The 24823-nt window shown below is 71.1% G+C and carries 24 protein-coding genes; 17 read left to right on the forward strand and 7 right to left on the reverse strand.

All coding sequences use genetic code 11. From position 1 onward, the window contains the following. Positions 1-318: 318 nt before the first annotated feature. From AB0I59_RS21015 to AB0I59_RS21045, 7 genes are all read left to right on the forward strand, one after another. A complete protein-coding gene (locus AB0I59_RS21015; protein WP_061258939.1) occupies positions 319-1260 on the forward strand; it encodes an ABC transporter permease in 942 nt (313 codons plus the stop codon). Further along, positions 1257-2171 (forward strand): ABC transporter permease, encoded by a 915-nt coding sequence (locus AB0I59_RS21020; RefSeq protein WP_082777326.1) that lies wholly within the window; start codon positions 1257-1259, stop codon positions 2169-2171. Before AB0I59_RS21015 ends, AB0I59_RS21020 begins: the two co-directional genes overlap by 4 nt. Position 2172: 1 nt before the next feature. Continuing rightward, positions 2173-3204, forward strand: coding sequence for an ABC transporter ATP-binding protein (locus AB0I59_RS21025; RefSeq protein WP_358135090.1), 1032 nt, complete (start codon positions 2173-2175; stop codon positions 3202-3204). After that, positions 3201-4064: an ATP-binding cassette domain-containing protein gene (locus tag AB0I59_RS21030; RefSeq protein ID WP_358135092.1), complete on the forward strand. Its 864-nt coding sequence runs from the start codon at positions 3201-3203 to the stop codon at positions 4062-4064. The genes AB0I59_RS21025 and AB0I59_RS21030 overlap by 4 nt, the downstream gene beginning before the upstream one ends. Next, positions 4061-4903, forward strand: coding sequence for a hypothetical protein (locus AB0I59_RS21035; RefSeq protein ID WP_061258936.1), 843 nt, complete (start codon positions 4061-4063; stop codon positions 4901-4903). The genes AB0I59_RS21030 and AB0I59_RS21035 overlap by 4 nt, the downstream gene beginning before the upstream one ends. A gap of 61 nt (positions 4904-4964) precedes the next feature. After that, complete coding sequence (locus AB0I59_RS21040; RefSeq protein ID WP_061258935.1) at positions 4965-5600, forward strand: TetR/AcrR family transcriptional regulator; 636 nt, start codon at positions 4965-4967, stop codon at positions 5598-5600. Positions 5601-5660: 60 nt separating this feature from the next. Continuing rightward, positions 5661-6452 (forward strand): dienelactone hydrolase family protein, encoded by a 792-nt coding sequence (locus AB0I59_RS21045; RefSeq protein WP_358135096.1) that lies wholly within the window; start codon positions 5661-5663, stop codon positions 6450-6452. Between the two features lie 44 nt (positions 6453-6496). On the opposite strand, the gene AB0I59_RS21050 is transcribed toward AB0I59_RS21045, so the two are convergent. Continuing rightward, the gene (locus AB0I59_RS21050; protein ID WP_358135099.1) at positions 6497-7213 is read right to left on the reverse strand and encodes a DUF4328 domain-containing protein; all 717 of its coding nucleotides are present in this window, start codon (positions 7211-7213) and stop codon (positions 6497-6499) included. A gap of 328 nt (positions 7214-7541) precedes the next feature. Here AB0I59_RS21050 and AB0I59_RS21055 point away from each other — a divergent pair, with 328 nt between their 5' ends. Then, positions 7542-8729: an alpha/beta fold hydrolase gene (locus AB0I59_RS21055; RefSeq protein WP_358135102.1), complete on the forward strand. Its 1188-nt coding sequence runs from the start codon at positions 7542-7544 to the stop codon at positions 8727-8729. A gap of 241 nt (positions 8730-8970) precedes the next feature. Further along, positions 8971-9642: a sensor histidine kinase gene (locus AB0I59_RS21060; protein WP_061258931.1), complete on the forward strand. Its 672-nt coding sequence runs from the start codon at positions 8971-8973 to the stop codon at positions 9640-9642. Between the two features lie 57 nt (positions 9643-9699). Here AB0I59_RS21060 and AB0I59_RS21065 read toward each other — a convergent pair whose 3' ends face one another. After that, positions 9700-11568 carry a sensor histidine kinase gene (locus AB0I59_RS21065; RefSeq protein ID WP_358135106.1) on the reverse strand — a complete coding sequence of 623 codons (1869 nt, stop codon included), beginning with the start codon at positions 11566-11568 and terminating at the stop codon, positions 9700-9702. A gap of 183 nt (positions 11569-11751) precedes the next feature. On the opposite strand from AB0I59_RS21065, the gene AB0I59_RS21070 reads away from it, so the two are divergent. Further along, positions 11752-12411, forward strand: a complete 660-nt coding sequence (locus tag AB0I59_RS21070; protein WP_061258930.1) for a response regulator — start codon at positions 11752-11754, stop codon at positions 12409-12411. Positions 12412-12424: 13 nt separating this feature from the next. Here AB0I59_RS21070 and AB0I59_RS21075 read toward each other — a convergent pair whose 3' ends face one another. Beyond that, on the reverse strand, positions 12425-12835 hold the full coding sequence (locus tag AB0I59_RS21075; protein WP_358135108.1) for a response regulator: 411 nt from the start codon (positions 12833-12835) through the stop codon (positions 12425-12427). Between the two features lie 214 nt (positions 12836-13049). Between AB0I59_RS21075 and AB0I59_RS21080 the strand changes: the two genes are divergently transcribed. The 3 genes from AB0I59_RS21080 (at position 13050) to AB0I59_RS21090 (ending at position 15315) form a co-directional block, all read left to right on the forward strand. Continuing rightward, the gene (locus AB0I59_RS21080) at positions 13050-13244 is read left to right on the forward strand and encodes a DUF5999 family protein (RefSeq protein WP_061258996.1); all 195 of its coding nucleotides are present in this window, start codon (positions 13050-13052) and stop codon (positions 13242-13244) included. A 185-nt stretch (positions 13245-13429) separates the two neighbouring features. Beyond that, complete coding sequence (locus AB0I59_RS21085) at positions 13430-14503, forward strand: Dyp-type peroxidase (RefSeq protein ID WP_061258928.1); 1074 nt, start codon at positions 13430-13432, stop codon at positions 14501-14503. Continuing rightward, the gene (locus AB0I59_RS21090) at positions 14500-15315 is read left to right on the forward strand and encodes a family 1 encapsulin nanocompartment shell protein (protein ID WP_358135112.1); all 816 of its coding nucleotides are present in this window, start codon (positions 14500-14502) and stop codon (positions 15313-15315) included. Before AB0I59_RS21085 ends, AB0I59_RS21090 begins: the two co-directional genes overlap by 4 nt. Here AB0I59_RS21090 and AB0I59_RS21095 read toward each other — a convergent pair. The 3 genes from AB0I59_RS21095 to AB0I59_RS21105 form a co-directional block, all read right to left on the reverse strand. Beyond that, on the reverse strand, positions 15287-16489 hold the full coding sequence (locus AB0I59_RS21095) for a PP2C family protein-serine/threonine phosphatase (RefSeq protein ID WP_358135114.1): 1203 nt from the start codon (positions 16487-16489) through the stop codon (positions 15287-15289). The two genes, AB0I59_RS21090 and AB0I59_RS21095, sit on opposite strands and share 29 nt — an antisense overlap. 146 nt (positions 16490-16635) lie before the next feature. Continuing rightward, a complete protein-coding gene (locus AB0I59_RS21100; RefSeq protein WP_358135116.1) occupies positions 16636-17922 on the reverse strand; it encodes an MFS transporter in 1287 nt (428 codons plus the stop codon). Between the two features lie 45 nt (positions 17923-17967). Continuing rightward, positions 17968-18645, reverse strand: a complete 678-nt coding sequence (locus AB0I59_RS21105) for a GntR family transcriptional regulator (protein ID WP_358135119.1) — start codon at positions 18643-18645, stop codon at positions 17968-17970. Positions 18646-18755: 110 nt separating this feature from the next. Here AB0I59_RS21105 and AB0I59_RS21110 point away from each other — a divergent pair, with 110 nt between their 5' ends. After that, positions 18756-19487, forward strand: a complete 732-nt coding sequence (locus AB0I59_RS21110) for a FadR/GntR family transcriptional regulator (RefSeq protein ID WP_358135122.1) — start codon at positions 18756-18758, stop codon at positions 19485-19487. Next, positions 19484-20785 carry a CynX/NimT family MFS transporter gene (locus AB0I59_RS21115; protein ID WP_358135125.1) on the forward strand — a complete coding sequence of 434 codons (1302 nt, stop codon included), beginning with the start codon at positions 19484-19486 and terminating at the stop codon, positions 20783-20785. The genes AB0I59_RS21110 and AB0I59_RS21115 overlap by 4 nt, the downstream gene beginning before the upstream one ends. Positions 20786-20965: 180 nt before the next feature. On the opposite strand, the gene AB0I59_RS21120 is transcribed toward AB0I59_RS21115, so the two are convergent. Then, on the reverse strand, positions 20966-22015 hold the full coding sequence (locus AB0I59_RS21120) for a DNA alkylation repair protein (protein ID WP_358135127.1): 1050 nt from the start codon (positions 22013-22015) through the stop codon (positions 20966-20968). 309 nt (positions 22016-22324) lie between these two features. Between AB0I59_RS21120 and AB0I59_RS21125 the strand changes: the two genes are divergently transcribed. Beyond that, positions 22325-24091, forward strand: a complete 1767-nt coding sequence (locus tag AB0I59_RS21125; RefSeq protein WP_358135130.1) for a sensor histidine kinase — start codon at positions 22325-22327, stop codon at positions 24089-24091. 101 nt (positions 24092-24192) lie between these two features. Next, the gene (gene rraA / locus AB0I59_RS21130) at positions 24193-24663 is read left to right on the forward strand and encodes a ribonuclease E activity regulator RraA (protein ID WP_061258993.1); all 471 of its coding nucleotides are present in this window, start codon (positions 24193-24195) and stop codon (positions 24661-24663) included. Positions 24664-24823: the final 160 nt, after the last annotated feature.

A 24823-nucleotide genomic window follows, 5' to 3' on the forward strand; every position in this document is an offset into this window, starting at 1 on the left:
CACGAACGGCGGCCATCGGCCGGGGGGCCGGGACCGTGCCCGCCGGTGTCGACCGGTGGGAGGGCTGGAGGGATCGTTTCGCGGGGGTTCCCGGCGAAAGGGTCTATTGACCAGCCATGGCCTCGCCTATATGGTTTTTCGACCAAGCTATTGCTTGTTTAAGTTCTGACCGAAATCCTCTCCGCGGCCGAGCGTCGTGACGCCGTGGCCGGGCCGACGGTCCAGGCGGAGGCGCGCGCCGGCCCCACGCCGAAGCCTCCCGAAGCCTCCCCGAACCCGCCCGGCAACCCGCTCCGTAACTCGTCGAAGGGACACAGCATGCTGCGCCACGCAGGCAAGCGACTGCTCGCAGCGATCCCACTGCTGCTCGTGGTGCCGCTCCTGGTCTTCCTCCTCATCGACCTCGCCCCCGGTGACCCGGCGGTCGTGCTGGCCGGTGAGGATCCGACCCCGGATCGCATCGCGGCGATCAGGGGAGAGCTGGGCCTGTCCGATCCGGTCGTGGAACGCTACCTGCGGTGGGTGGGCGCCGTGCTGCACGGAGACCTCGGCCAGTCGCTCATGTCCGACCAGTCGGTGACGGACATGATCGTCCGGCGGATGGGCACCACGATGTCCCTGGTGCTGTTCGCGATGGTGATGGCGGTCGTGCTGGGCACCCTCATGGCGATCCTGGCGTCGCTGCGGCCGGGCGGTGTCGTCGACCGCCTGGTGAACTGGCTGGCCTCGGTCGCGATCGCCATCCCGGCGTTCTGGTTCGGACTCGTCCTGGCATCGCTGTTCGCGGTGACCTTCCAGGTCTTCCCCGCCTTCGGGTTCGTGCCGCTGTCGGAGGGGCTGTGGCCGTGGATGTCCCACCTCGTCCTGCCCGGCATTGCCCTCGGCCTGCTTCCCGCCGCCGAGGTGACGCTGCAGCTGCGGTCGGCGCTCGGGCAGGAGCTGAAGTCGGACTACATCCTCAACGCGCAGGCGAAGGGGCTGAGCCGAAGCGCGGTCCTGTTCAAGCACGCGCTGAAGAACGCCTGCGTCCCCGTGGTGACGGTGCTCGGTTTCCGGGTCGCCGAGGTGCTCGCCGGCTCGGTCACCATCGAGATCATCTACAACATGCCCGGTCTCGGAAGCCTGGCGGTCGACAGCGTGCTCAGCAGGGACATCCCGGTCCTGCTCGGCTTCGTCCTCTTCTCCACCAGCGTGGTCGTAGTGGTGAACCTCCTGGTCGACATCTCCTACGGCTACTTCAATCCGAAGGTGCGCGCATGAAGAACGTCACCACCCCGCTGGACGACCCCGTCGACGCGCCCGGCGAGCCGTACGAGGAACCCGCGCAGGCGGGCATCGTGCGCGGCATCCTGCGCCGCAAGTCCACGATCGTGGCGGGCGGATTCCTGGCCCTGCTCGTCCTGGGCGCCGTCCTGGCCCCGCTGATCGCGCCGTACGACCCGAACGTCCAGAACGTGTTGCAGCGCCTGCGCCCGCCGAGCGCCGACCACCTGCTCGGCACCGACGACTACGGCAGGGACGTGCTGAGCCGCCTGATCTACAGCGCCAGGGTGTCGTTGCAGGCCTCGGCGCAGGCGGTGGCCGTGGCGCTGGTGATCGGCCTCCCGCCCGGCGTCGCCGCCGGATACCGGGGCGGCTGGCTGGACACGGTGCTGACCAGGATCATGGACACGCTGATGAGCGCGCCGTCGCTCGTGCTGGCCATCACCATCGTGGCGGTGCTCGGCCCCGGCATCACCAACGCGATGCTGGCCATCGGTGTGATCATGGCCCCCCGGTTCTTCCGGGTGGCCCGCGCCACCACGATGGACGTGCGGCACGAGACGTACATCGAGGCGTCCATCGCCCTCGGCTGCGGGAACCTGCGGACCGCGGTGCGGCACATCCTGCCCAACGTGATGCCGCCCATCGTGCTGGTGATCTCCGTGTCGCTGGGCGCCGCGGTCGCGGCGGAGGCGAGCCTGAGCTTCCTGGGCCTCGGCGTCCGGGCGCCGGCGTCGAGCTGGGGATCGATGCTGTCCACGGCGTCCTCGAACATGGGCCTGGCGCCGTATCTCGTGTGGCCACCCGGTGTGATGATCTTCCTCACCGTTCTGGCCTTCACCTACCTGGGAGACGGCGTGCGCAAGGGCATGACGCGCAGCCGGTCGGCACGTGGCAAGGGAGAGTGACGTGACGGAGCGACAGCAGGAGACGGAGGCCCCGCCGCTGCTCGAGACACGGGACCTGACGGTGGAGTTCCCGAACCCGGCGGGCGGATGGACACCGGTGGTGCAACAGGTGTCGTTCACCGTGGGCCAGGGCGAATCCGTCGCGCTGGTCGGCGAGTCGGGCTCGGGCAAGACGGTCACCTCGCTCGCGGTGATGGGACTGACCGGTGTCATGGGCGGGCGCGTCGCGGGCGGGTCGGTGCACTTCGACGGACGGGAGCTGACGGCGCTCCCCGAACGCGAGTGGCGCGGCCTCCGCGGCCCCGGCATGGGGATGATCTTCCAGCAGCCGATCCGCAGCCTCAATCCCGCCTTCACCGTCGGCGACCAGATCGCGGAGTCGGTCCGCCGGCACCTCGGGTTCAACCGCAAGGCCGCCAGGACGCGGGCGATCGAGATGCTCGACCTCGTCCAGATCCCGCGCGCGGCGGAACGGGTCGACGACTACCCCCACGCGTTCAGCGGCGGCATGTGCCAGCGCGTGATGATCGCCATGGTCATGGCGTGCAACCCCCGGCTGCTGATCGCCGACGAGCCCACCACCGCGCTCGACGTCACGGTGCAGGAACGGATCCTGCAGTTGCTGCGGGAACTGCAGGAGCAGACGGGGGTGTCGCTGCTCTTCGTCAGCCACGATCTCGCGGTGGTCGCCGAGCTGTGCCAGAAGGTCATCGTCATGTACGCCGGCGAAGTCGCCGAGCAGGGCACCGCGGCGGACATCTTCCTGCGGCCACGGCACCCGTACACCTCGGGCCTGCTGGCCGCGATCCCCAAGCCCGGCCTCCGGTCGGACCGCCGGCTGGAGGCCATCCCCGGCAGCATCCCCGCCCCCGGCTCCTGGCCCGCGGGGTGCCGGTTCCACGATCGGTGCCCGCACCGCGAACCCGGCCGGTGCGACTCCCGGCACCCGGACCTGACCCCGGCCGGGCCGGCGAACGAGGCCCGGTGCCTCCGGACGAGCGAGATCGAACTGCAGGGAGTGACGGTCGCGTGAGCCTGCTCGAAGTATCGGGAGTGTCCAAGACCTTCACGACCGGCCGCGGCCTGCTCGGCCGGCGCCCCCCTCGGCCTCCCGCCGTCCAGGACATCGACTTCACCCTGGAGAAGGGGGAGTGCCTGGCCGTGGTCGGGGAGTCCGGGGCGGGCAAGTCGACCCTGGGCCGGATCGTCCTGCGCCTGATCGAACCGGACACCGGGAAGATCACGTTCGACGGGATCGACGTGCGCGCGGCCTCCTACCGCGAGATGCGCCGGCTGCGGCGCCGCATGCAGATGATCTTCCAGGACCCGTACAGCTCCCTGGACCCCCGGATGAGCATCGCCGAGGCCGTCGCCGAGCCGCTGCTCGTACACACCGACCTCGACCGCGCCGCCCGGCTGCGGCGCGGCGCCGAACTGCTCGACCGGGTGGGCATCGGCCGCCGGTACCTCGCCAGATACCCCTCCGAACTCTCCGGAGGGCAGTTGCAGCGGGTCGCCATCGCCCGCGCGCTGACGCTCAATCCGAGCCTCATCGTGTGCGACGAACCCGTCGCCGCGCTCGACGTCTCCGTCCGGGCCCAGGTGCTCAACCTCCTGCGTGACCTGCAGGAGGAACTCGGGCTGTCCTATCTGTTCGTCAGCCACGATCTGGCCCTGGTGGAGGTCATCGCCGACCGCGTGCTGGTGATGGCCTCGGGACGCATCGTCGAGCAGGGCGATGTCACGCAGATCTTCCGTTCCCCCACCCACGAGTACACCCAGCGGCTGCTGTCCGCCATCCCCGTGCCGGTGCCGCGCGATGCCACCGGACGGCGGATGGTCGCGGGGGACCTCGATCCCTCGACGCGGCCGATGGAGGAGGCGAGCCAATGACCACGCCGCTGACCGCCACACGCGTCTTCTTCGCGTTCCCCCGGTTGTCGGACCCATCCCGGCACCGTGACTACAACGAGTGGCACCAGCTCGACCACCGCCCGGAGAACCTCGCCCTGCCCGGCGTCGTGCACGGCGACCGCTGGGTGCGGTCGCCGGACTGCCGCACGGCCGGTACGGGCGACGGATGGCTGCGGGACGTCGACTACATGGCGATGTACTGGTTCGCCGAGCCGGCCAAGCAGAGCATCCGGCAGTGGAAGGAGCTGGGTGACACGACCCTCCAACAGGGCCGGCGACCCGACCTCCGATGGACCGCCCGCCCGCTGATGGGGATCTTCCAGCCGGTCAGGGGGTACGTGCATCCGAGGGTGCGCATCTCGGCGGCCGCGCTTCCCTTCCGGCCGCACACCGGGATCCAGGTGCTCGTCAGCGAGGTCGAGGACGCGGGCGGACCGGAAGCCGAGGCGCTGTTCGACTGGTACGACCGCGTCCGCATCCCGCGGATGCTCGAACTGCCCGGGGTGGCCGGTGTCTGGTCGTTCCGCAGCGAGGCGGTGACGGTGGAGGGCGCCGACGGCTCGCTGAAGCCGCTGTCCGGCTCCACGATCCGCGTCACCCTCGCCTACCTGGACGCCGACCCGCTCGGCGTCGCCGCCGAGCTCGCCGCGCGTGAACCCGGGTGGACGGCCGCCGAGCCGCCGCCCGATCTCGCCTGCGGGGAACGTGTCCTGCTGTCCGGTCCGTTGCGCACCATCCAGCCCTGGCAATGGGACTGGTTCGACCAGCAGGACTCCCGGGACGAGGTCGGCTTCGATGAACCACGGACGAGGGAGTAGATTAGAGACAAGATCAAACAAGTGCTTGCTGGGTAAGGCACTGCCGGAAGGACGGACACTAATGGCGGCTACGCGATCGGGTGCGGGCTCGGCAAGGAATGCCGCCGGTGGTACCCGCGGTTCCGACCGCAGGGCCGAGTTGCTCGGAATAGCCGCGCGTCTCTTCGCGACCCAGGGATACGCGCGCACGACCGTGCGCGACATCGCGGAGGACGCGGGCATTCTCTCCGGGAGCCTCTACCACCACTTCAGCTCCAAGGAGGCCATGCTCGACGAGATCCTGCGGGACTTCCTCGGCCGGCTCCTGGTGAGGTTCACCGAGATCGAGAAGCGCGAGGGCGTGACGCCGAAGGAGAAGCTCGACGAGCTCGTGCTCCACGCGTTCGTCACCATCCATGACAGTCCGCACGCCGTGGCGCTGTACCAGAAGGAATCCGGCGCCCTCAGCCACCAGGCCGCGTTCGAGTACGTCAACAAGTACAGCCACGAGAACGACGAGGTCTGGCTGCGGGTACTCGCCGCCGGGCAGGAGTCGGGCGCGTTCCGGGCCGACATCGACGTCGACCTGCTGTACCGGTCCATGCGCGACAGCATCTGGGCCACGGTCCGCTGGTACCAGCCGGGAGGCGGGTACGACCCCGCGGAGCTCGCCGATCACTTCCTCAGCATCCTGTACGGCGGCCTGCTCGCCCGCTGACGCCGAGCGCCCCCGGCTCCTCGCCGTCGACGGCGTGCCCGGCCGTCAGGAGAGGGGGCGATGGAGAACCGCCGTGGCGGGCATCGCACAGTGGGAACCATGTGCCACTCCATGGACAGCCGCCCGCCGGCCCCGCCGGATCCTCGACCGGTCGCCGAGAACGCGCCCGTCACTCTGAGGTCCACCGACGGCAGCCGCCTCGCCGCGCACGTCGCACTGCCCGCCGGGCCGCCACGGGGCCGGATGATCGTGCTGCCCGACGTGCGCGGGCTGCATCCCTACTACCGTGACCTCGCCGTACGGTTCGCCGAGGCCGGATTCGCGACCGCGGCGATCGACTGGTTCGGCCGCACCACCGATGACGACGAGCGCGGTGCCGATTTCGTGTTCCAGCCACACATCGCCCAGGTGGACCCGCGGGACGTGGCCGCCGACGTCTCGGTGGCGATGACGCACCTGGCCGAGCGCGGGGCGTCCGGGCCCGCCTTCACCGTGGGCTTCTGCTTCGGCGGCAGCCAGTCGTGGCGGCTGTCCGCCGGCCCGGTGGATCTGGCCGGTGTGATCGGCTTCTACGGCAGGCCGGTGCTGGTCCGCGACGTGGTTCCCGAGATGCGGCGGCCGTCGCTGCTGCTCATCGCGGGAGACGACGCGGTGACCCCGGCCCGGGAGTTCGAACGGTTCACGGCCGAACTCGCCGCGGCCGAGGTGCCGTACGAGGCGCACACCTATCCGGGCGCTCCGCACTCCTTCTTCGACCGCGCGTACGCCCAGTGGGGCGAGGCGTGCGCGGACGCCTGGCGGCGGATCCTCGACTTCACCGATCGTCACGGCGCCACGCCCCCGCCCGCCTGAACCGCCCGGCCGGGCACGCCGTGGACTACGGGGACCCCGGCGGGTCATCCGTGGACGAACCCGGACCCGTCCATCGACGGAGGTGCCGGCATGGCCCGCCGCCGGTCCTCCTGGAGCCGGCTGATCGTCAGGATGACCAGCGCGGCCAGGACCGCTGTGACGACGAACATGCCGCTGGTCACGATGTCGAACCGGGCCGCGTCCCGCATGGACGGCAGGTCGTCGGCCGATGCCAGTCTCCTGCTCACCAGTTTCGAACCCCAGGTACTGATCAACCAGGCCAGCCACCAGGCCGAGACCAGGCCGGAACGGCGGGCGGTCGCGAGCGGCGACACGTGGGCGTCGGGCTTGGAGGAGTTCCAGATGTCGTCCACGATCTGCTTGGGGAACCACCAGCAGACGATGGGGACGAACCAGCCGAGGACCACCCACGGCTTGGTGTGCCGCTGCGGCCACGGGCTCAGCAGCTCGGCGTTCGCCCGCGCGCGGAACAACCAGACCAGGAACATGACGACGGTGCCGACGTAGACGACGATCTCCACCACCCCGGACAGGGGATAGAGCCAGTCGCTGAACTCGACCTCGGCGGGATCGACGGAATCGTAGTCGGTGATGATCCGGTCGATGAGGGCGGCGCGGTGCGCGTCGACGACGATCACGATCAGGCTCATGAGGGAGTCGACGGCCAGCATGACGACGGCCGCCATCGCCAGGCCGCGGACAGGTCGCAGGGGCGGACGAGGCGCTGCTGGCGGATACATCGGCGACTCCTGTGGGAAGGCGGGGGGACAATGTTCCGGCACCTTCCGGAATCCCCGTGACCCCGTCTCTGACATGCAACGCTTCTGTGATCTTGCCGGGATCCTCGGTCTCGGTCCGCTCTCCGCGGGCGTCAGAGGGCGGCTCATTGCAGCTAGCAGGAAGGCGGGGAGTGCCGGAGGCATACCCGGAAGATGGAGGCTGCCGGTGCAGACGGCAGGCGTCGCCGACGGGATCGTGGAGAGCGAAAGCAGGTCACCGGACCGGCCTTGAGGACACGGGCCGGTGGCATCGCCCAGGAACGTGATCGGCGAGCGGAGGGACGCGGCAATGCTCAGCAATCGCCTGTACGGACCGTCGCCTGACGTGTCCGGCCCCGCCGTCATCCGAGGGTTCGACCCTCGCGTGATCAGTGGCATCGACCTCAGGCGCCGGGAGCTCCTCGAGGCGGAGTCGGACGCGGACGAGGAGTCGGACATCTTGTCGAACACCTTGTCGAACGGCTTGCCGGACGCGCTGCCGGATGCTTCATGCGATTCGGCCCGGATGCTCCAGCCCGAAGACGCGGAGCTGCCCGCCGGAACGGCACGCGCCGTCGTGGCCGATGACGGCCTCGAGCTCTACGTCGAGGTGGGCGGTTCCAGCGACGCCGAGCTGACCATGGTCTTCTGCCACGGTCTGGCGCTCCACCTGGGCTGCTGGAACGGCCAGCGGACGGCGTTCGCCGATCGGGCCCGGTTGGTCCTGTACGACCAGCGCGGTCACGGCCGGTCGGGGCGTGGCGCGCCGGGGTCGGCCACGATCGCGCAGCTCGGCCGGGACCTGTACCGGGTCCTGGAAGAGGTCGTCCCGTCCGGCCCGGTGGTGCTGGTCGGGCACTCGATGGGCGGCATGGCGATCATGGCGCTGGCGGAGGCGCACCCGGATCTGTTCCACGACAGGGTCGTGGGGGTCGCGCTGCTCTCGACCTCGGCGGGCGGGCTGGGCCACATCACGCTCGGACTGCCGGCGTACGGTGCCAAGCTGCTGCAGCCGCTCGTTCCCGGACTTCTCAAGGTGCTGGGTGGACGGTCGATCATCAGGGGTTACGGGCACCTCGCTTTCGCGGAGCTTCTGCACCTGCTCGTGCGGCGGTACTCGTTCGCGTCGGACGTGCCGTCGGCCGTGCGGCAGGCCGCTGATCGGATCATCGATTCCACTCCCATCGAGGTGATCGGCGACTACTACGCGACCTTGATGGCGCATGACAGGCTGGCGGCGCTGGACGCGCTGCGCGACGTGGCCACGCTGATCCTGGTCGGCAAGAACGATCTCGTCACTCCGGTCGAGCACAGCGAGACGATCGCGGGCACGTTGCCGGCGGCCGACTTCGTCGTGCTCCCGAGCACCGGACACAACCTGATGCTCGAAAGGCCCCAGAATGTCAACTCCTCGCTGGAGGAGCTGCTGGGCCGGGTGTGCGGGCCGCAGCCGGTGGCTCTCGAAGCGCTCTCCGGCGTCGGAAGAGGAGCGAGGTGACGGTCATGTGCCGGCACATGGCACTCCAGCTAGCCGTAAGGCCGGGCGGAGGCTGGCATGGGGCCGGGATGGGGGCTGTCCGGGGAGACGGCGGGTCGGTCGTACGCCATCCTGGACGGCGAAGGTAGATCTCACTGGCCGCCGGCCGTCGAAGCGTGCGGGAAAGGCCCGTGAACGACGCGCCGCGGCGCCAGGCGCACCCACTCACCCGACAGACCTGCAGGAGAATCTCACGAGAGGGATGATTCGTTTGCTCTCCCAGCAGCGGCAGTTCGTGGCTGACGCCTCACACGAGTTGCTCACCCCGATCGCGGGGCTACGAGCGCAGCTGGAGGAGGCTCGGCTGCACCCGGGTGAGGGCGATCTGGACGAGGTTCTCGGCCGCGCGCTGCGGGACATCGACCGGCTTCAGACCATCGTGCACGACCTGCTCGTGCTGGCCAGGGTGGGGACGACTCCGCCGGAGGAGTGGTCGAGGGTCGATCTCGCCGAGTTGGTACGGGACGAGGTGTCCATGCGCGCGGACGGCATCCCCGTCCGGCTGCTGCTTTCGCCCGGGCTGGTGTTCCACGTCGTCGCCGACGAGTTCCGCCGCGTCGTCAGGAACCTTCTGGACAACGCGCAGCGGCACGCCAGCCGTACGGTGCGGGTCGAAGTGCGCAGGAACGGACGATACGCCGAGCTGATCGTGACGGATGACGGGCGGGGCATCGCGCCGGCCGACCGGGATCGGATCTTCGAGCGTTTCAGCCGGCTGGACACGGCTCGCTGCCGCGATCATGGAGGTTCCGGGCTGGGCCTCGCGATCGTCCGCGCCGTCGCGCACGCACACAGCGGAACCGTGGAGGTGGCGGACTCGGCGGCGGGAGCCTGCTTCGTCCTGCGCCTCCCGCTTCCCGGTGAAGGCAGGTAACGCTCGACGCGATGGACTCGGGTCCGGCGGCGCGCGGCCGTCAGGTGGTGTGGAGGATCAGGTGGTGAGGGGGATCGTGACCGACAGCGTGGTACCGGCGCCCGCGGGGCTGATGACGGTCACCGTCCCGTCGAGCGCCTCCACCCGGTCGCTGATGCCGAGAAGGCCGGAGCCGGAGCCGAGGTCGGCCCCGCCGACACCGTCGTCCTCGATCGTCAGATGCGCGGCGCCGCCGTCGGTCCAGAACGCGACGCGGGCCACGGAGGCGCGCGCGTGCTTGACCACGTTGGTCAGCGTCTCCGCGGTCACGTAGTACACGGCCACCTCCACGCGCTCCGGCAGGCGCAGCTCGCTCCGGATGTCGAGTTCGACGGGTATGGCCGAGCGGCGGGCGAGCATCCTCAGCGCGGGGCCGACACCACCGTTGGTGAGGATGGCCGGGTGAATGCCCCGGGAAAGCTCCTGCAGGTCCTCCATGACGCCCGTGAGACCGTTGAGCGCGTGCGTCAGCCGCTTCCTGGCGTCTGACTGCTCGGGCGGCATGCCGGCCTCCGCCGCGCGCAGCTCCAGCGCCAGCGAGACCAGCTGTTGCTGGGCTCCGTCGTGCAGGTTCCGCTCGATGCGACGCCGGCTCTCGTCGGCGGCCGCGACGACACGGGCGCGGGACGCCGCGAGGTCCGCGCGGACCTGGGCGTTGGAGATCGCCGTGGCGACCAGGTCGGTGAAGTCCCGCATGCGTTCCTCGGCGCATCGGAGCGTCGGCTCCGGATCGACGGAGAACGCGATCACCACGCCCCAGAGCCGGGCCTCGACGAGGATGGGACAGCCCACGGAAACGGTGACCCCCTGATCGCGCGCCCACTCCGAGATCTTGCCCATGCCCGTGCCGTAGTCCGAGACGCGGGCCGGCCGCAAGATGCGGCGCACCCGGGCGGAGACGCTCGGTTCCTCCAGCGGCCACTGTGAGCCGATGGGCAGCCCGGACGCCGTGCCGTACCGGAGGCTCCATGAGCCCACCACCGTCATGCGGCCGGTGTCGTAGCGGCCGATCGCCACGCGGTCCGCGCCGAGGATCATGCAGACCTCCTGGGCGACCCTGTTGAACAGCTCGGTCGGCGAGATGCCGCGCGCGACCAGCGTCGCGACCCGTCGCAGCGCCGCCTGCTCCTCCGCGATCCTGCGGTTCTCGTCGCGGCTCGCCTGCAGCGCGCTCGCGATGGTCTCGCGGTCGCGCGCGGTCTGGAGCAGGGCCTCCAACGACGGGATGATCCGCTCGGAGAGGCGGCGCCGTACGGCCTCCGGAGCGTCGGCGGGAAGCGTGACCGTGGCGAGCGGTTCACCGTTCCCGCCCAGTGGCAGGGCGTGGCGATCGTCGCCGACCTCGACCGCCCCGCCTTCGATCGCCACGCCGTCCACTCTCAGGGCCCGCGCGAGGCGTTCGGAGGCCACGGGGAGCACGGCTCTCGAGTCCTCCGAGCGCAGAAGGAGGTGGGCCAGGTCGGCGGCGAGGTCGGCCTCGCGCCGGCGTTCGTCGGCCTCGCGTCGGCGTTCGTCGGCCTCGACGGCGAGCGATCGTGCCATCGACGCGATCCCGGCGACCAGCAGTCCGACGACGAGGAAGATCGGGAGAGGCGACACGGCCCAGGCCGCGGGGAGAGTGAAACTTTCCTTGGGCGGAAAGTCGAAATATTCGAAGGCGACGCCGCTGGCGAGCACGGTGAGTATTCCGAGCGGCAGGCCCCACAGGGTCGAAACCAGCAGAATACCGAGCAGGTAAACTACGCCGAGAGAACCGCTGGGGGCTATCTGCCAGAGCATACGGGCGATGAGGATCTCCACTGCCAGGCATGCGGCGGCGACGATGATTCCCTGTCCCAGGGACGGGCGCGTTGGATGCGCCAGAAGCGACAACAGTCGCGCACGCATGAACTCAAATATACTCGTTTCATGTGCGGAAGTATTGGAAATCCGTTCTTGACAGAGATTTGGCAGGGCGATCGGAATTAACCTGGAGAATCGCCCGCGAGGTCGATTCTCCTTGCCTTTCTTCATCCGTTCTCGTAACGCGTGCCGGATGAGGCGGCCGGGAGCCGAAGGGACGACGGAGCCGTGAACGGTGGGCCGACGCGGATAGCGGTGGCGGATGACGACGTGCTGCTCCGCGAGGGGATAGCCAGCCTGCTGGAGCGATCGGGCTTCGAGATCGCGGGCCAGGCGGGCGACGCCCGGGAACTCCTCACGCTCGCCCGCGACCGCCGTCCGGACCTGGTCATCGTCGACATCCGGATGCCGCCCAGCCACACGACCGAGGGCCTCGACGCGGCCCGGACGATCCGCGAGGAGTTCCCCGACATGGGGATCCTCCTGCTCTCCGCGCACATCGAGGTGGAGCAGGCGATGGAACTGCTGGCCGCCGGGCACCGGGTCGGCTACCTGCTCAAGAGCCGGGTGACCGACGTGGCGGACTTCGTCGAGACGATCGAGCGGATCGTGCACGGCGGTTCGGTCGTGGACCCGAGCCTCGTCAAGGAGCTGTTCGCGGCGCGCCGCCGGGACGACCCGCTCGACCTTCTCACCCAGCGCGAGCGCGAGGTGCTCGCCCTGATGGCGGAGGGACGCTCCAACGCGGGCATCGGCCGCCAGCTCTGGGTCACCGAGGGCACCGTCGAAAAGCACGTGCACAGCATCTTCTCGAGGATGCGGCTACCCGAGACCGAGGACGACCACCGGCGTGTGCTCGCCGTCCTGGCCTTCCTCGAAGCGCGCTAGAACGCCCGGCGGGTCACGGCGACCCGCCGTCGCGGTCCTGTCCGGTCGGCCCGTCCAGCGGCCCCGGCGGGTGGCCCAGGAGCTCGCGGATCGCCGTCCCGGAAAGGGCGGACTTCGGCAGGAATCCGATGGCCGGGCTGTCCGCGATCATCTCCATGAAGTCCTTCTCGGCGTAGGCGGAGATCAGGATGATCTGCGGCGGATGGGAGGACTCGGTAAGCCGCCTCGCGACGTCGAAGCCGCTTTCCTGGCCGAGGTCGATGTCCACGAGTGCCACATCGGGGCGGGCCTCGTCGACCCGCAGGACGGCGTCGGCGGCGGTCGCGGCCACGCCGACGACGGCGAATCCCTCCCGTTGGAGCAATTCGCGCGCGATCACCAGGAAGTGATCGCTGTCGTCGATGATGAGGCAGCGTGTCGCCATGGCTCCAGGATCCCAGTTCAACGCCGCCGTGGCATTGCAGCTAACCCGAATGCCCGGGGGGCCGCTGGCAGGGGTCCGGAATGCATGCTGCCTGCGCAGACGGCGGGTCCGGCGGGTGCCAGGGTTGAACCGTCAGCGGCTCTCCAGGCGGTGGCCGACGCGTCGGCGCCGGAGAGCGGACAGGGAACAACCGGCCAGAAGCGAAGTGACCATCATGTGCCTGCACATCCCCGCGTGCCCGTCCGCGGACGCCGTCGACCACGATGCCGCCTGCCTTGTCGCCTACCACCCGGAGCAGGGATGGGGCCTGCTCTGCAACGGTGTGATCGTCTTCGACGACACCGGAGAGCTGCTGCCCGACGGGCGCGTCGTTCCGGCCCACCAGCGCGACTACATCCAGGCGGCGTGAGCCGGATCCGCCTCTCGGACATCGCGACGGGGAGGCCGCGCGGAATGGAGCAAAGCCACGCAGAGTAGTCTCATGTGTACGGTCGGCGAGTGGTGGTCCTTTCCGGACCCGCGGAACCTCGGGGCGGCGCCACGCGGTTTCGGCGCACGGCCGGCCCCGAAGGCGACGCGTGAGGAGGGGCGGCGATGGCGGAGCCCGACCAGGGTGCGATCCCGCAGCCGGTGCTGAGCCCGCTGACGAGGGCGGCGATCTTCCTCGTGGTCACGGTCGACCCCGGCGGCGAGTCGGTCGCGCGGGAGGTGTTGGCCGATGTGCCGGCGTTGCAGCGGGCCGTCGGTTTCCGGGCGCCGGAGGGCGCGCTGAGCTGTGTCGCCGCGATCGGGTCGCAGGCGTGGGACCGGCTGTTCGGCGGGCCGCGCCCGGCCGGGCTGCATCCCTTCCGCGAGCTCGCCGGCCCCGTCCACCACGCGGTGCGCACCCCCGGCGACCTGCTGTTCCACATCCGGGCCCAGCGGCTGGACCTGTGCTTCGGACTGGCGTCCCAGATCATGGATCGGCTGCGCGGCGCGGTGACCGTCCAGGACGAGGTCCATGGATTCAAGTACTTCGACGTACGCGACCTGCTCGGTTTCGTCGACGGGACCGAGAACCCGGTCGGCCCGGCGGCGGGCGCGGCGGTTCTGATCGGTGACGAGGACCCGGACTTCGCGGGCGGGAGCTACGTGATCGTACAGAAGTACCTGCACGATCTGCGGGCGTGGAACGCGCTGCCCGTCGAGGCCCAGGAAAGGGTGATCGGCCGCACGAAGTTGTCCGACATCGAGCTGGACGACGCCGTCAAACCGGCCGACTCCCATGTCGCGCTGACCACGATCGTCGACCCTGACGGCACCGAGCGGCAGATCCTGCGGGACAACATGCCCTTCGGCGCCGTAGGGCCCGGCGAGTTCGGCACGTACTTCATCGGCTACTCCCGCACGCCGGAGGTCACCGAGCGGATGCTGGAGCGGATGTTCCTGGGCGCCCCGCCGGCGAGCCACGATCGGATCCTGGACTTCTCCACCGCGGTGACCGGCACCCTGTTCTTCGTCCCGAGCGCCGACCTGCTCGACGACCTGCCCGACGCGCCCTGCGGTACGGCCGTGACCGACGCCGTGACCGACGCGGGGGCGGAAGCCACCGAGTCCGCGTCTGATGTCCGGCCCCCGTCCGAGGGGTCCCTGGGGATCGGCGATCTGAAAGGGAGCGGCGCCCGATGAACAATCTGCACCGTGAACTGGCCCCGATCTCAGCCGCGGCCTGGGCCGACCTGGAGGACGAGGCGCGGCGCACGTTCGAGCGCCACGTGGCCGGCCGCCGCGTCGTCGACGTCCCCGGCCCCGGCGGTGTCCAGCTGTCGGCGGTCGCCACCGGGCATCTGGAAGCGATCGGCCCTCCCGCCGAGGGCGTCGTCGCTCACGCGCGCGGCTCTCGGTCCCTCGTCGAACTGCGGGTGCCGTTCTCGGTCGAACGGCAGCAGGTGGACGACGTCGAGCGCGGAGCCAAGGACGCGGACTGGCAGCCCGTCAAGGACGCGGCCCGCAAGATCGCCTTCGCCGAGGACCGCGTGATCTTCGAGGGGTACGCCGCGGCCGGCGTCACCGGCATCCGCGACGGCTCCTCCAACCCGGCGATCACCTTGCCGTCCGAGGCGCGCGACTATCCCGAGGCCGTCAGCCGGGCGGTGACCGCTCTCCGGCTGGCGGGCGTCGGCGGCCCGTACACCCTGGCTCTCAGCGCCGACGCCTACACCGCGGTGAGCGAGACCTCCGACCACGGCTATCCGATCCACGAGCACATCGCCCGGCTGCTGGACGGCCGGATCGTCTGGGCGCCCGCCATCGACGGGGCTTTCCTGCTGTCCACCCGCGGCGGCGACTTCGAGCTGCGCATCGGCCAGGACGTCTCGATCGGCTACCTGTCCCACGACGCCACGAACATCCGGCTGTACTTCCAGGAAACGCTGACCTTCCTCCTGTACACCGGAGAGGCCGCGGTGGCGCTCACGGGGTCGTCCCGGCCCGCCGGTTGACACGTCCGCGCGGCACCGCTCGGTCGGCCGCTCTGACGACGGACTGGCGCGCGGACTCGCGGTGCAGGACCAGCACGGCGATGTCGTCTCGGGGGTTGCCCCCGGTGAAACGGGCCAGATCGGCGCGGAGCGTCGCGGCGAGCCGGTCCGGCGGCACGTCGGCCCACCGGCGCAGCCGCGCCCCGAGGGGATAGAAGTCGCCGTTCCCGTCCCGGGCCTCGGTGACGCCGTCGGTGCACAGCAGGAGCGTCGCCTCGTGCGGGAAGGCGAACCGCTCCACGACGTGGGGCTCCCGCGAGAGCCGCCCGAGCCCGAGAGGCACCCCGGTGCCGGGCAGGGCCACCGGCTCCGCGTGGCCGGCGCGCAGCAGGTACGGGGGGATGTGGCCGCAGTTGACGGTCTGCACCTTCGTCCCGCTGTCGATGTCGATGATGAGTGCGGTCACGAACCGTTCCGGCTCGCCCGTCTGCATGGCGAAGTAGTTGTGCCGCGTGACCGCGCTCTCCAGCGTGTCCACGATCATGGTGAGCGCGGGTTCGCGGTGGGCCACCTCCCGGAAGGCGCCGAGGACGGCGAAGGCGGTGCCGATCGCGGGCAGTCCCTTGCCCTGGACGTCGGCGATCAGCACTCGGGTTCCGTACGGCGACGCCGCCACCTCGTAGATGTCACCGCCGACCATGCTGTCCTCCTCGACCGGCTGGTAGGCGCCGTCGACCACGACCTGTTCCGTGCGTACGGGGAGTGGGCGGAGCAGTTGCCGTTGCAGGGCCGCGGCGGCGGAGCGCAGCCGGGTGACCTCCTCGTCCCGGTGTATCCGGTACCGGCAGCCGATGACGCTCAGCGCGCCGAAGCCCGCGGTGAAGACCATCGCGATCAGGCTGTCGGTGAAACTCCCGCCGATGTAGAAGGCGGAGCCCAAGACCACGAGGCTCACCCACACCGACGCCGCCACGGTCTGCCGCACCGTGCCGACGCCCGCGATGAAGGCGGGAAGGAAGATGAGCACCGGGGCCAGCCGTATGCCGGCTCCTGTGGCGATGTCGAGCACGACGATGACCGCGGTGAGTCCCAGGAGCCAGGCCACGAGCATTGGGGTCGAGAGGAAGGCCCGTGCTCCCCGCTCGCCCGCGCGCGGCGCGCCGGTCACGCCGCCGAGGCCGTCCTCGTCGCGCATGTCGGCTCCCTTCCATCCCACTCGTGGGCGGCGGGCGAGCCACTGTCCGCCCGCTTCCCCGGGTTCGTTCCCCTCCTGTCAGGATGCGCCGCCGGGAGGCGGCGCGGTAGGGCGGCCCGGCCCCGGAGCCGCCCACTCGCCGGACGTCAACCGGTACGGGACACCCGCTCCCGACTCGATCCGGGGCCGAGGACTCGCAGCGCCACCGCGATCAACGCGAGGCAACCCGACGCCAGGAGGGCGACGGCCGCGAGCATCGCCGTGTACGAGGTCACCGCGGACAGCGCCGCCAGAACAGCGGGCACGAGGAAGCCCGTGTAGGTGATGGCGTAGTAGACGCCGGTCAGCCCGGCCAGATCCTCAGGGGTGGCGATGCGCTGCACCTCCAGCAGGCCGGAGACGACGGCGATGCCGTAGGCCGCGCCCAGCACCACCGCTCCGGCCGACCCCAGCCATGGCGACCGCGCGGCGGCGGTCGAGGCGGCCACCGCCATACCGGCCGTCATGAGCGCCATCGCCGTCAGGACGGGCCGGGCGGTGGAGCGCCCGGCCAGCTTCTTGGCCAGTGGCTGGACCGCGACTCCCGCGCCGAGCGTGAGCACGGTCAGGAGTGTGGCGTAGGCGAGGCCCCAGTGGCCGACGCGGCCCGCGACCAGTTGTGGTGTCACCGCGTAGGCCACGCCCGCCGCGCCGAACACCCAGGGCGCCATCGGCACCACGACCCACAGGAACCGGCGGTGCCCGGCGGACGGCACCCGCAGGTCCGCCCGCAGGCTCCGGCGGCCTCCGGCCGGGTCCGCACGCGGGCGGGTCTCCGGCACCCGGGCCAGGCCGGCCAGCGCGGGCAGGGCGACCGCCATGTGCACCAGGTAGGGCGTCACCATGGGCCACGGTCCCCACTGCGCCAGCACACCCGCCACCCCGGCGCCGAGCCCGAAGCCCGCGGTGAGCGACAGCGAGGCGCGCCTGGCCCCTGCTCCGGCGTCCGCCATCGGATCGAACGGGGCCTGTGAGAGCTCCTTCACCCAGCTCGTGCCCACCGCCATGGCGACGCCGACGCCGACCCCGGTCAGCAGCCGCCCGGCGTAGATGAACGTCTCGCCCGCCGCCCCGGCCGTCAGGACGACGCTCGCCAGCACCGACAGCGCCGTCCCGGCCAGCATCAACGGCCTGCGCCCGTAGCGGTCGGACATCGCTCCTGCCACCAGCAGTCCCGGGACCAGGCCCACGACGTACGCCGCGAGGAAGGCGTCGACGGTCACCTCCGAATAGCCGCCGGCCCGCCGGTACATCAGCAGCAGCGGGGTGAACTGGTTGCCGCCCCATCCGCAGCCGAACATCGCCGCCGCCGCGAGCCACCAACGCCGGGCGGGCGCGCTCGCGGGGCCGGTCGCGGTCGCGATGCGCGCGCGGTCGTGGATCGTGCTCTTCATATCTCGTCGCCCGTCGTCTTCCCCGTCGCCTCGTGGTGGCGTCGCCTACGGCCGCCGGCCCGCCAACGCGCGGTGGGTGGCGTCGAGGTGGGCACGCAGCGACTCCTCGAACCGCGCGATGTCACGGCCGGCGATGGCGTCGACCAGCGCCCCGTGCTCCCTGACCAGCACCGCCAGCCGCTCGGGCCGGGGCTGCAGGGCCTGCGCCGCCATCCGCAGCTGGCGGTCGCCGAGAGAGGCGTAGAACCGCTCGGCCAGTCCGTTGCCGGACGCGGCGACGATCGCCAGGTGGAACGCCTGGTCGGCGCGGGCGAACGCCCCGGTGTCCAGACGCCTGGCCGGACCCGACTGCGCGCGCACGGTCTCCCGCAGCCGCTCGACCACCTGGCCGAGCGCGTCGTCGTCCAGCCGCAGCAGGCGGCGTGCCGCCGAGCACTCCAGCGCCTCGCGCAGTTCGAGGACGTCCTCGGCCTCGCCGGGGGCCAGTGGCACGACCACCGCCCCACGCTTCGGGAAGAGCCGGAGCAGTTCCTCGGCCTGGAGGCGCAGGAACGCCTCCCGCACCGGCGTACGGCTCACCCCCACCTGCTCGGCGATCTCACCCTCGCTGATGAGCGTTCCGCCCTGCAGCCGCCCGCTCACGATGAGCTCCTTGGTGAAGTCGTACGCCCGGTCCGCCGCCGGGAGCGGGGCCGTCGCCGCCCCGTGTCGCGCGTCCGCCATCGCCGCGCTCCTCCCACTCATAGATACAAGATAGATGCATGAAGGATACAGGCCGCCCCCCTTCATGGCCGCCGAGGGCTTGCTCGATTCGTCGGATACACTGCGTACAAATGTCGGACATCTATACGGAAGGGGGAGCGGCGTTGCCACGGATGACGGCACCGGTGCGGCAGGAGCCGCTGGTCATGCAGCTCTGCGAGCGGTTCCGGACCCTGATCGACGACGGAACCTGGCCGATCGGATCCAGGATCCCGGGCGAGAACCAGCTGGCATCCGACCTCGGCGTCAGCCGCGGGACCGTCCGTGAGGCCCTGCGGGCACTGAGCATGGCGGGCCTGCTGGAGCCGCGCGTCGGCGACGGCACCTACGTACGCGCCAAGGACGAACTCGCGGCCATCCTCACCCGCGATCAGCGAGGCGACGAGCTGGGGGACACCCTGGACGTGCGGTCCATCCTGGAGACCGCCGCCGCGGTCCGGGCCGCCCGCCATCGCACCGAAGAGGACATCCGCGCGTTGCGCCGCACGCTGGCCGACCGCGCCACGGCCGACGCCGCCCGGGACGTGGACGCCTACGTGGAGGCGGACGCCGCCTTCCACCGCACGCTGATGCGCGCCGGCGGCAACCCCCTGCTCTTGCGGCTGTACGAGGCGGTCAACGAGAGCATGGTCGCCTCCATCCGGCGGACCACGTCGCTTCCCGAGGACCCCCAGCTGGGCGCGCTCCACGAGGCGCTCGCGGACGCCGTCGAGGCGGGCAGCGCCGACCGGGCGGGCGCCTGCGCCGCCGAACTGTTCCGGGAGGTCGAGTTCCTCAGCGCCGTCTCCGGGGAGCCGTCGTGACCTCCCGCGTCTCCGCCGGCTCGACCGCTTCCGCGCCCGACCCCTCCGGCACGGGCCATCCCGACACGGGCCGCTCCGGCACGGGCCGCTCCGGCACCGGGCACGCGGCTCTGAAGCTCGTGGCCGTCCTGCTCGTGGCCGGTTGCCTGCGCCCGGCCCTGACCTCCGTCGGTCCGGTCCTCGACATGATCGGCGCCGACACGGGTCTGGGCACCACCGCGCTCGGCGTGCTCGGCGCGCTTCCGCTGTTGGCCTTCGCCGTCCTGTCCCCCCTCGTCCACGTACCCGGCCAGCGCTTCGGCGCGGAACGCGTGGTCCTGTGGGCGCTGGCCGCGCTGGCGGCCGGCATCGTCGTCCGCTCGCTCCCCGGCGCCGCCTGGCTGTGGGCCGGAACCGCCCTGGTCGGCGCGGCGATCGCCGTCGGCAACGTGCTCGTCCCCTCGATCGTCAAACGCGACCATCCCGGCGCCGTCTCGCGGGTCACCGGCGGCTACACGTCCGTCATGACCGGCTTCGCGGCCCTCGCGTCAGGCGTCGCCGTCCCGATCGCCGTGGCGACCGGGGACGGCTGGCGGTGGTCACTGGCCGTCTGGGCCGGCCCCGCGGTCGTGGCCGCGGCAGTCTGGGCGCTGCGCATGCGCGGTACGCGCGCCCGAGCGGCCGCCGCCACGGCCGCGGCGGCAGCTCCGGACGCTCCGGCCGCACGGGAAAGGCCGGTCTGGAGGTCGGCGATCGCGTGGCAGGTGACGTTGTTCATGGGCCTGCAGTCCACGGCCTTCTACCTCCTGGTCACCTGGCTGCCCACGATCGAGACGGCGCGAGGCGTGAACGCGGGCGCGGCCGGTTGGTACCTCTTCCTCTTCCAGGCCGTCGGCATCGTCTCGGGGCTGGCGGTGACCGCCGTCATGGGCCGCAGGGCGGACCAGCGCGCGGTCGGTGCGCTGGTCAGCGTCCCGATGGCGGCCGCGATGGCCGGCATGCTGTGGGCCCCCGGCTGGAGCCCGGTGTGGGCCGTCATCGCGGGGATCAGCTCTGGCGGCTCCATCGTCGTCGCCCTCGCCCTCATCGGCCTGCGCACCCGGACCTTCCTGCACACCGCGAAGCTGTCGGGCATGGCCCAGTCGGTGGGGTACCTGCTCGCCGCCACCGGCCCGATCGCCGCCGGATGGCTCGCCGACAGCAGCGGCTCCTGGACCCCCGTGCTCGTCCTCATCGCCGTGCTCGCGCTCGCGCAGGCGTGCGTCGCGCTCTGGGCGGGGCGGGACCGCTACACCCACCCCGAACCCGTGAACGCGTAGCCGACGGCGGCGCGGCGGGAGCGTTGTCGGCCCGGATGGCCGAGGCGATCCGCCCCTCGCCCGCGCCGCCGACGATCGCGCCGCGCTCGACGGCCGCCCGGACAAGCCGGCGGTGTAGTTCTCGGTGGACCAGCCGTTGCGGGTCCGCCCGGCCGCGCGTGTGGCCCGATGGCGGGGGAGTCAGCCTCCGATCAGGGTGAAGGGGATGCTCGCCCGGACGGCGCCGTTGATGACGATCTCCAGGAGGCGGGGTCCGGGAGGCTCGCTCCTGGTCGTGACGGGCCGGAACGAGTGGGATTTCGTCACCGTGAACGTCTGTCCGGAGCCGGTGGCCGTACGCTCGCCGAGGTGAAAGACCCGCCGGGAGCCGTCGCGACGCAACGCGTATCTGAGGACGAGCGGGCCGGAGGACTCGGCGACGAGGGTGGCGGTGAACCGCAGCAGCCCGCCCACGGCCACCTGCTCCGTCTCCAGGACGAGCGCGTCGACGGATCCGCTGCCGGGAGTGGCTCCCACCAGGTGCAGCGCGCCCGGATGTCCGGCGCGCAGCAGTCCGCGTACCGCGTGGCGCAGCACCCTCTCGACGTGTGAGCCGCCTTCGGCACGCCAGCGGTCGAGCAGCCGGACCGCGGTTTCGGGATGGTCCTTGGAGAGATCGTTGACGTGGTTGGCCACCGAGCGGCGCACGTACTCGCTGGGATCCTCGCGCAGCAGGTCGAGGATCGGCAGGGTCGGCCCCGGCTCCATCAGCCACCGCACGCGTGAGCCCCAGGGGAGCCGGGGACGCGACCCCTCGGAGGCGAGCCGCCGCAGGTGCTCGTCGGCGGACTCGGCCCAGCCGTGCATGATCTTCAAGGCGTCGTCCCGGTATCGGTCCAGGTAGGGCCGTACCGCGAACTCGCCGGTCGAATAGGGCGTCAGCACGGCGATCGTGGCCATCGCCTCGTCGAGATGGTCGAGCCCGTGCCTTCCCACGTAGTCGGTGGCCGGCCAGCCGCTCCACATGTCGAGCCGGACCCGGTTCACCGTCTCCCGCAGAACCTCGGCCGCCTGGGGGAACGGCAGCGCCAGCGCCTCGTGCAGCGCCGATGAGACATGGCGGACACGGTCCTTGAGCTCCAGCTCGTCGAGCCCCGCGGTCGCCGCCGACACGAAACGATCGTGCGGGAAGGACGCCCAGGACGCCGCCACGCCGTCGGCGAGCAGCGCCACGGACTCGTCATTGATCATCGCTTTCAATGGTTGGGCCACGGGCGGAACTCTGCCAGGCGGCACCGACATTCCGGGGCCGGTCCGTTCCCGCCCGGGAGAATCCCGCTCGCCGGGGTCATCCGACCGGCTTTCACGTTCTGACGATGGACGCGGGGTGATCCCGGCCGACCCGCGGCGTGCCTCGCGCCTCCGTTTCACGTCCATGCCGACGAGCCTCTGACATTCCACCGGCCGCGGTGCCGGAGGGAGGGTGCGGTCAGTGGGATGGCCTCGTCGATGTTCCGGAAATCGCATTATGATGTGACCGAAAAGGGATGTTCCCTCCGTGTGGATGATCCGGGCGAGTGCCTCGCCGGGCCTACCGGTCAGTGCGAGGTCGCGGCGAGCCTGGTCGGTGTCCTTGTGGTCTCGACTCTCTGGGGCCTGTGGCTGGGCACGGTGACCGCGATCGCCAGCGGCCTCGCCTTCGACTACTTCCACACGCCGCCGCTCGGGACCTTCACTTGGGAGGACACGCCGCTCCCGCTGTTCGTCCTCGTCTCACTGCTGACCAGCTGGCTCACCCTCACGCTGCGGTCACTCGCCGTCCAGGCCGAGGAACGACGCGGTGAGGCCGATCTCGCCGCCGAACTGGCGCGGCTCCTGCTCAGCGCCGACCACTTGCGCTCGGCGCTGCCGACGGCCTCACAGCGCCTCGCGGAGGCATTGGGCGTGCCCGGCCTTTCGATCAAGCAGGGAGCGGTCCCCGGCGAGGGCCACAAGGTGCTGCCCCTACGGGATGGCGCCACGCCGCTGGGCGGCCTCCTCGTCCCAGAGGGAGTCCCGGAGGAGACGGTGAAGCGGCTGAGTGACCGGGTGGCCCCCGCGTTGGAGGCGCTGCTACGCGCGGCGCTCGATCGTGAGGCGAGCCGCGACGAACTGGCCCGCGTCGCGACGGAGCAGGCCGCGCTCCGCCGGGTCGCGACGCTGGTCGCGCGCGGTGTCTCCGCGCCGGAGCTGTTCGGCTCGGTCGCCACCGAGATCGGCCTCATCCTCAAGGCCGACTGTACGGCGATCGCCCGCTACGAGCCTGACCGGACGGTGGTCGTGGTGGGCTCGTGGAGTGATCGCGGACCCGAGTTCATGCCGTCCGTCGGCTCGCGCTGGCCGATCGAGGAGGGGAGCGTCGCGGATCTGGTGCAGCGGACCAGGCGGACGGCGCGCGTGATGGACCACGACAGTGCTCGCGGAGAGATGTCCGAGTGGATCATGAGGCAGGGGATCACGTCGTCCGTAGGCACCCCCATCGTCGTCGAGGCGTCTCTCTGGGGCTTCATCGTGGCCTTCTTCCTGTGCCCGGAGCCGACGCCCGACGACACCTGCGGCCGCATGCTCGACTTCACCGAACTCGTCGCGACCGCTGTCTCCAACGCGGAGGCCCGGGACGAGCTGGCCGCCTCCCGCGCCCGCGTCATCGCCGCCGCCGACGACACCCGGCGCCGGATCGAGCGGGATCTCCATGACGGAGCCCAGCAGCGCCTCGTGTCGGTCGGGCTCGAACTGCGGGCCGCCGAGGCCGGCGTGCCGCCCGAACTGACGGGCCTCAGGGAGCAGTTGACCCATGCGCTTCACGGCATGACCGGCGTGCTCGAAGACCTGCAGGAGCTCTCCCGCGGTATCCACCCGGCGATCCTTTCCAAGGGCGGCCTCGGGTCGGCGCTGAAGATGCTCTCGCGCCGCGCCGCCGTACCGGTGGAGCTCAGCCTTCAGAGCGACCGGCGACTGCCGGAGCGCGTCGAGGTGGCCGTCTACTACGTGGTGGCCGAGGCGTTGACCAATGTGGCCAAACACGCCCGCGCCTCCGTCGTGTACGTGGACCTCAGCGTGAGCGACTCCAGTGTCCGGATCTCCGTCCGCGACGACGGCGTCGGAGGAGCCGATCCCGGCAAAGGTTCGGGGCTTGTCGGACTCAGCGACCGTGTCCATGCGCTCGGCGGCACGATCGAGGTCACGAGCCCGGCCGATGCCGGCACCTCGTTGGTGGCCACGGTGCCGATTTCCCCGGGCCGGCCGGCTGACCGGGGGAGGGAAGGCGGGGGTCGGTCTGGTGCATGATGCCCTCTACCGGGCGGCGCCACGCGGGGCCATGGCCCACCCATGGCGGCGCCGGCGCCCGCCCGCAGACGAGTGCCCGACCTTCCCCGAAAGGCTCCATGATGACCATCGCCACCGCGGACCTCTACGACGAGCGCGGCGCGGACCTCGACTCCTGCGACCTCCAGTTCCGGCAGTACGGGAAGCGCCGGGCCTTCCACGGCGTCATCGCCACCGTCCGCTGCCACCAGGACAATTTCCTGGTCAAGGCCACCTTGTCGGAGCCCGGCGACGGACGGGTCCTGGTGGTGGACGGCGGCGGTTCGCTGCACACCGCTCTGATGGGCGACGTCATCGCGGGCCTCGCCGTCGCCAACGGCTGGTCCGGGGTCGTGATCAACGGCGCCGTCCGGGACGTCGCCGCCCTGAGCCTGCTCGACGTCGGGATCAAGGCCCTCGGTTCCAATCCCCGTAAGAGCGCCAAGGAGGGGACCGGCGAGCGCGACGTCCCGGTGACGTTCGGCGGGGTCGTCTTCGTCCCGGGGGCCGAGTTGTTCAGCGACGACGACGGGATCCTCGTGACGAGGAAGTGACCCGCGCCGCGCGACCGTAATCCGCGTGACCCCTCCGGCCATAAATGCGGCCTTCTGTTACGGAACGCATTGACCGGGGTTTTAACACGTACATTTTCATCGTGTCGATTTCCGGCGCGGTGAAATGTCGTCGACCGGCGCCGAGGTCGCTTTGCCGCTT

The organism is Microtetraspora glauca (assembly GCF_040656155.1).
In the GTDB taxonomy this organism is placed as follows: Bacteria; Actinomycetota; Actinomycetes; order Streptosporangiales; family Streptosporangiaceae; genus Microtetraspora; species Microtetraspora glauca.